6 protein-coding genes are annotated in these 6,636 nt (G+C 63.9%); 2 read left to right on the top strand and 4 right to left on the bottom strand.

Annotation, left to right across the window (positions count from 1 at the left end):
• The first annotated feature begins 129 nt into the window (after positions 1-129).
• Both NE623_RS12730 and trxA read left to right on the top strand, forming a co-directional pair.
• A complete protein-coding gene (locus NE623_RS12730) occupies positions 130-2,388 on the top strand; it encodes a glycoside hydrolase family 3 C-terminal domain-containing protein (RefSeq protein ID WP_256272358.1) in 2,259 nt (752 codons plus the stop codon).
• A gap of 13 nt (positions 2,389-2,401) precedes the next feature.
• Complete coding sequence (gene trxA, locus NE623_RS12725) at positions 2,402-2,722, top strand: thioredoxin (protein ID WP_256272357.1); 321 nt, start codon at positions 2,402-2,404, stop codon at positions 2,720-2,722.
• A gap of 275 nt (positions 2,723-2,997) precedes the next feature.
• On the opposite strand, the gene NE623_RS12720 is transcribed toward trxA, so the two are convergent.
• The 4 genes from NE623_RS12720 to NE623_RS12705 are packed head-to-tail and all read right to left on the bottom strand — an operon-like array spanning position 2,998 to position 6,633.
• On the bottom strand, positions 2,998-3,891 hold the full coding sequence (locus tag NE623_RS12720; RefSeq protein WP_256272356.1) for a GNAT family N-acetyltransferase: 894 nt from the start codon (positions 3,889-3,891) through the stop codon (positions 2,998-3,000).
• The gene (locus tag NE623_RS12715; RefSeq protein WP_256272355.1) at positions 3,888-4,721 is read right to left on the bottom strand and encodes an MYG1 family protein; all 834 of its coding nucleotides are present in this window, start codon (positions 4,719-4,721) and stop codon (positions 3,888-3,890) included. Before NE623_RS12715 ends, NE623_RS12720 begins: the two co-directional genes overlap by 4 nt.
• Before the next feature lie 42 nt (positions 4,722-4,763).
• A complete protein-coding gene (gene yfcE, locus NE623_RS12710) occupies positions 4,764-5,309 on the bottom strand; it encodes a phosphodiesterase (RefSeq protein WP_256272354.1) in 546 nt (181 codons plus the stop codon).
• Between the two features lie 10 nt (positions 5,310-5,319).
• Positions 5,320-6,633, bottom strand: a complete 1,314-nt coding sequence (locus NE623_RS12705) for a hypothetical protein (protein WP_256272353.1) — start codon at positions 6,631-6,633, stop codon at positions 5,320-5,322.
• Positions 6,634-6,636 lie beyond the last annotated feature (3 nt).

The following is a 6,636-nucleotide window of genomic DNA, read 5'->3' as shown; positions in this document are numbered from 1 at the left end:
GCGGGTACCGCAACCCGACATTATCGAGCATTTTTGCAACGCAGATTGTGCTTCGTAGCCGCGGCAGCGGTGCTTAAGCCGTTAGGCGGGAATTGTGCGGTATTGCCGTAGTAAAGGAGACTCCAAGGTATGACTGTGCAAGAGCTTGTAGCATCCCTGACGCTGGAGGAAAAGGCCGGGCTGTGCTCCGGCGCGGATTTCTGGCACACCAAGGCGGTGGAACGGCTGGGCATCCCGGCCATCAAGGTCAGCGATGGCCCCCACGGCCTGCGCACCCAGAAGGAGGGCAGCGCCAACCCGAATGACAGCATCGAAGCCGTCTGCTTCCCCGCAGGCTGCGCGACGGCGGCGTCCTTTGACCCGGCGCTGACCCGCCGCATGGGCGCGGCGCTTGGGCGGGAGGCACGCGCCAGCGGCGTGCAGATTCTGCTGGGGCCCGCCGTCAACATCAAGCGAAGCCCCCTGTGTGGCCGCAACTTTGAGTATTACTCCGAGGATCCGTATCTGGCCGGGGAGCTGGCCGCGGGCTTCATTGACGGCGTGCAGAGCGAGGGCGTGGGCACCAGCATCAAGCATTTTGCCGCCAACGATCAGGAGACGCGGCGGCTTTCCTGCAACAGCCGCATTGACGAGCGCACCCTGCATGAAATCTATCTGCCCGCTTTTGAGACAGCCGTGAAAAAGGCCCAGCCGTGGACCGTGATGTGCAGCTACAACCGCGTGAACGGCACCTACGCCAGCGAGAACGAATTTCTGCTGACCGATATGCTGCGCAACGCGTGGGGCTTTGACGGCTTTGTGATGTCCGACTGGGGCGCGGTGAATGACCGCGTCAAGGGCGTGGCCGCAGGGCTGGAACTGGAAATGCCCGGCTCCGGCGGCGTGAATGACCGCAAGCTGGTGGCCGCCGTGCAGGCCGGCACGCTGGACGAGGCCGTGCTGGACCGCGCTGTGACGCGGATTTTAAACATTGTGCTGCGCGCCGCCGATTTAGCCCGCCAGCCCGCTGTGTTTGACCGCACCGCTGACCACCGCCTTGCCGCCGAGCTGGCCAAGCAGAGCGGCGTGCTGCTGCGCAATCTGGGCGCGTTGCCGCTGCGCAAGGGGCAGAAGGTGGTCTACATCGGCGCATATGCCGACCGGCCACGCTACCAGGGCGGCGGTTCCAGTCACGTGAACACCGCGGCGGTCAGTGCGATGGACGCTGCTGTTATGAACGACCGCCGCGTGACCTATGTGGAGGGCTTCCCCGCCGACCGCGACCAGCGCGATGAGGAGGAGTTCCTGCGGGCGGTGACCGCCGCTGAGGACGCCGATGTGGCCGTGATTTTTGCGGGCCTGCCCGACAGCTTTGAGAGCGAAGGCGGCGACCGCAAGCATATGCGCCTGCCCGACTGCCAGAACAACCTGATTGCCCGTGTGGCCGCCGTGCAGAAGAACACCGTGGTGGTGCTGCACACCGGCGCACCCGTAGAGTGCCCGTGGGCTGACGATGTATCGTCGGTTTTGTGTATGTATCTGGCGGGCGAGGGCGTCGGCGAGGCCGAGGATGCCCTGCTGTGGGGCGAGGCCAACCCCTGCGGCCGCCTGCCCGAGACGTGGCCCCTGCGGCTGGAGGACACGCCCTGCTATCTGGATTTTCCCGGTGACGGCGTGACCGCCGACTACCGCGAGGGCGTCTACGTGGGCTACCGCTGGTATGACGCGCGCAAAATGCCGGTGCGCTGGCCCTTCGGCCACGGCCTGAGCTACACGGGCTACGTCTACCGCGACGCCGCGCTGAGCGCCGACACGATGGCGGCGGACGGCAGCGTGACCGTGCGCGTGACCGTGAAAAACAGCGGCGCGATGGCCGGTGCCGAGGTCGTGCAGCTGTATGTGACGGACGCCACCGGCACGCCGGTGCCTGGCGGCCGCGTGCCGCAGGCGCTGCGCGGATTCCAAAAAGTGTTCTTGGAGCCGGGCGAGGAGCAGGAGATCACGTTCACTCTGACACCCCGCGATTTAAGCCGTTACAGCGCGGAGATTCACGATTGGTATGCCGCGCCTGGCAAGTATGAAGTCCGCATCGGACATTCAAGCCGGGACATCCGCGCCACGCTGAAGCTGCACTATGCGGGCAGCGCCGCGCTGCCCCTGGCGGTGGACGAGACTACGCCGCTGGGCGTTCTGCTGGCAGACGAGCGCACCGCACCCATCATCCGCGCCGCCATGCAGGCCAATGCCAAGGCGGCGGAGAACGGCGGCGGGGACGGCCTGATGCCGCCCGAGGCAATGGCCCAGATGCTGGACGGCCTGACCATCCGCAATATGATTAACTTTGGCGGGCCGGAGGCGGAAGCAAATCTGCTGCCGATGCTGGACGCCCTGAAAAAAGCCGTAGAATAAAAGGAGAACAACTATGTCTATCCAGATTACCGAACAGAATTTTAACACCGAGGTTTTGCAGAGTGCCCTGCCCGTGGTGGTGGATTTCTGGGCCGACTGGTGCGGCCCCTGCAAGATGATGGGCCCCGTGCTGGAGGAGGTTGCCGCCGCGCACCCCACCGTGAAGGTCGGCAAGCTGAACACCGATGAGAATATGAAGATTGCCCTGGATTACAAGATTGACGCTATCCCGGCGCTGCTGCTCTTCAAGAACGGCGAGGTCGTCAGCCGTTCGGTCGGCTACCGCCCCGCCGCCGAGCTGGAAGCCTGGCTGCGCGAGAACGGCGCGATTTAAAAGCGCGCGGAGGTTCCTTCTTTGCAAAGAAGGAACCGAAGAAATTCCAATCCTATAAAATGCAAAAAGGCTGCTGTCGGTTTGTGACAGCAGCCTTTTATTATTGCATTTTACAAAATTGGGATGTCCGCAGGGGCCGGGCACGCCCGGCCCGCAGCTTTCCGGCGAGCGGACGTTTCCGGGTAACCCCTGCGGGCGGAGCAGAGCCCCGCCTCTACTGCGAGGTTGTTTTTCCTTGCTCTGTAGGGAGGGACCCGATTGCAGAAGGCTTGCCCTCACAGCACCCTCGCGATTTCCTCCGCAGTCAGCGTTTTGCGCACCGGGGCAGGGGCGGTGGCGTCGGGGGCGCGCAGGGGCAGCAGCCAGTATTCCAAATCCAGCCACTGGCCGAACTTGTAGCCGGTATGACGTTCCACTGCGATTTTTTTGAAGCCCAGCGCCTTGTGGAACACCTTGCTCCGGGTGTTGCAGCCGGTCACCAGCGCATACGCCTGATGGTACCCCTGCTGCTTCAGCAGCGCCAGCAGTGCCCGGTAGAGCCGCCCGCCGACGCCCTGCCCGACACAGCCGGGCGCACAGTAGACCGTTGTCTCCACGTCCCACGCAAAGGCCTCACGGGTGCGCCACGGATGGGCGCAGGCAAAGCCCTGCAGCCGACCATCGGCGCTTTCGGCCAGCAGAAACGGCGCGTTTTGCAGCACCTGTTCTATATTGACGCGGTAGTCCTCCACGGTGGACGGCGCATACTGGAAGGTCTGCACACCGTGGCGCACGTACCAGTTGTACAGCGCACAGACGGCGGCGGCATCGTCCGGCGTGGCCATACGCAGGGTGATGGCATTGTCAGCGGCCCACTTGGCGGCCAGCGCCTCCTTTTCGGCCTTTGGCAGCTTTTTTATCGCTGCTTCGCGCTTCAGTGCCGCGCTCTTGTCGGCGCATTTCTCGGCGTAGGCAAGGCGCACCGCCGCACGGCCATGGCTTTTTGTGTACTTGGCGCCGCCCTTGCCGCTTTGGTGGGCCTTCAGGCGGCGGGCCAGATCGTTCGTCCAGCCGCCGTACAGGCTGCCATCCGGGCAGCGCAGCAGATAGACCCACGCGGCCGCGGGCACCGGCGCACAGTCGGCGGCGGTGCTGGGCGTGGGGCCGTAGGCAGGCGTTTCCGGAGTCATTCGCTCACCGGCCTTCCCGCGGCACGCAGCGTGCGGCGGCAGGCCTCAATGGCCGTGGCCTTGTCATCGGCGGTAATCAAAAACCGGCTGGGATGGCAGAACCGCAGGCCCAGACCGCTGATCTGGCGCAGCTGCTCCTCCGGCTTGCCGGCCCACGCCACCGGGAAGGGCTGCTTGCTGCGCTTGGTGCGGTGGTCATTGACGCACTGGGCGCTGTAGCCGCCGCGCTGGCTGGGGTAGACAACAAAAATTGCGTCGGTCTTGTACAGGCCATTCTTCCACGGCATATAGGCGGGCAGCACCACAATGCCGTCCCGCATATTGGCGTAGGCCTTGCGCACTGTGTCATCGGCGCGGTTGACAGCGTTGGCGGCGGCGATTTCGTTTTCCAGAATCTGCTTGGCCACCGGCACGGCGCGCCAGAAGCAGGCATCCGGGTCATCCTTGGAGTCCCACAGCGGGTTGAAGCTGCCAATGGCGTCCGCCAGAGAGTTCTGCTCACCGGTGTTATCGTTCAAATCCAACGGCTGGATGAAGTTTTCATCCAGCAGGCGGGCCTGATGCTCCCCGACCAGCTGCGCGCCCAGCACCCGCCACAGCAGGCCGAACGCCGCATACGGCACGCCGTTGGGGCGGCACTCCCGCGGTTCGGAATGGTGGTCGAACATACCGCCGCCGACATCGTAGACGATGCCGTCAAAGCCGTCCGGCACAACAAAGCCGCGGGTTATCTGGATATCCGGGCGCAGAATCTGCAGCAGCGCGGTCGAAAATACATCATCCGCGTGGAATTTTCCGCCGTGGGTAAAGCCTTTTGCAGGGATTTTCATGGGTGTACTCCTACTTCTGTTATGACAAATTGTTGAATTTTGTTAGAAATTTTCCGTGTGGTATACCTCGCCCGCCAGTGTTTTCCAGGCAAACGCGCCGTCCTCGACGGTCATATAGCCGCGGGGACTGTTTTCTTTGGGGATGGAGACCGAGCCCGGGTTGAGGTAATAATTATCCTGTCCGAATTTTTCCCACGCAGGCACGTGGGTGTGGCCGTGCAGCAGAATATCCCCGGGCTGCAGCGGCGGCAGATGTGCCGTGTTGTAGACGTGGCCGTGGGTGGCGTAGACCAGACGCGGCCCTGCGGTAAGCACCGCATAGTCCGCCAGCACCGGAAATTCCAGCACCATCTGGTCCACCTCGGTATCGCAGTTGCCGCGCACGCAGAAAATCCGGTCTTTGCGTGCGTTCAGCAGGGCAATGACCTCCTTCGGGGCATAGCCCTGCGGCAAATCGTTGCGCGGGCCGTGGTAGAGCACATCGCCCAGCAGAAGCAGGCGGTCAGCCCCCTCGCGGTCCCACGCGTCCAGTAGTGCGCGGCAGCAATCCGCCGCGCCGTGTATATCGGATGCAATCAGCAATTTCATAAACCGTACCTCATACCGTCACATCGCCCACGATCATCCGCCCTGCGGTGTCGATGGCGTAAACCGTGTACTTGCGCGGGGTGTCACCATGGGCCAGCTCCACGCCGCCCTGCACTGGCTCCACAAAGGTAAAATGCCGGTGGGCTGTGGTGGCGTGGGGGTGCTCATCGGGCAGGCTACAGGCAAGAACACCGCCCTCCGCACAGAAATCGTCCGGCAGAAGATGCTCTGTGCCGTTGATGTACAGCCGGTAAACACCGGGAGCCTCGCTGCCCAGCGGACGTATCCATGTGCTGCAGCGGGTGCGGCCCAACGGCGGGGTGTTGGTCTTGCGCTGGCGCATCAGCAGAGCCACGTTGTCCCACGCAACCATAAACTCATCCAGCGGCATGGCGGTCTCACAGTCAAAATCATTCTCTCCCGCACAGGGGTCGCACAGCAGCACCTGCGGGGTGCCGCCCTCGGTCGAGAAGCCGCGTACCGCCACACAGCGGCGCTCCGGGAGGCCCGCCTCCACCTGCGCCGGGGCGGCCTGCAGCATAACCACCGCGCCGTACCCCGCACGCACCTCGGCACGCAGCAGGCCCAGATTGCCGTAGGCCACCCACGTGGGGAAGCCCCACTGGGCGGCAGCAGCCGCCGCAAAGCTCAGGTTGCGGGGGTCGCAGTCATCGGCAGGGCGCCAATCCCGCAAAACCTGGGCAAATTCTTCCGGCAGAAGATCCGCACCCCAGCGGTTGGTCAGGCTGGCCAGCGCAATCGCCATATCCATCCACGGGCGCAGTACCGGGGCGCGGCGGGCCAGCGCGTAGGGCATCAGGTGCAGCCGTGCATTGATGGGCCGCCCGTGCGCCGGGATAACGTCCACCATCCGGACGCTGACCCCCAGCAGCGTAACGAAAGGGGACACTTTTTCATTTTTTGTATAAAGATAAATGCGCAGCTGCACCGCCGTGCCGCATTTGCTGTCCAGCTGCAGAGAGTCCGGCCAGCGCTGCACCGGGCCGCGCTCCCGATAGGGCGGGCTTTCTCGGTGCAGATAGGGGCTCCACTTGCCAAAGCTGCTCCACTGCGTCCAGTTGCCATCCACCATCACGCGGGCCTGCGCCTCCACGGCGGTACCCTCGGGCGCGGCGGCGTTCCAGCTGACCCGCAGCGCGTCAAACAGCGGCATGGGCAGCGGCGCACTGGTGTAGCAGCCGTAGGGCACATAGCTGCCCTGCACCAGATCCAGCACAACGCTGTTCTGCTGGACGGTCACATTGTCCAGCTCCCCGCGCATAAAGGCCTCGGTATCCTGCAAAAGAACGGTGTTTTTCTCCATACC

Source organism: Gemmiger formicilis (genome assembly GCF_024462815.1).
In the GTDB taxonomy this organism is placed as follows: domain Bacteria; phylum Bacillota; class Clostridia; order Oscillospirales; family Ruminococcaceae; genus Gemmiger.
Note: the sequence above shows the minus strand (reverse complement) of the source record. Positions and strands in the feature narration are given on the sequence as shown.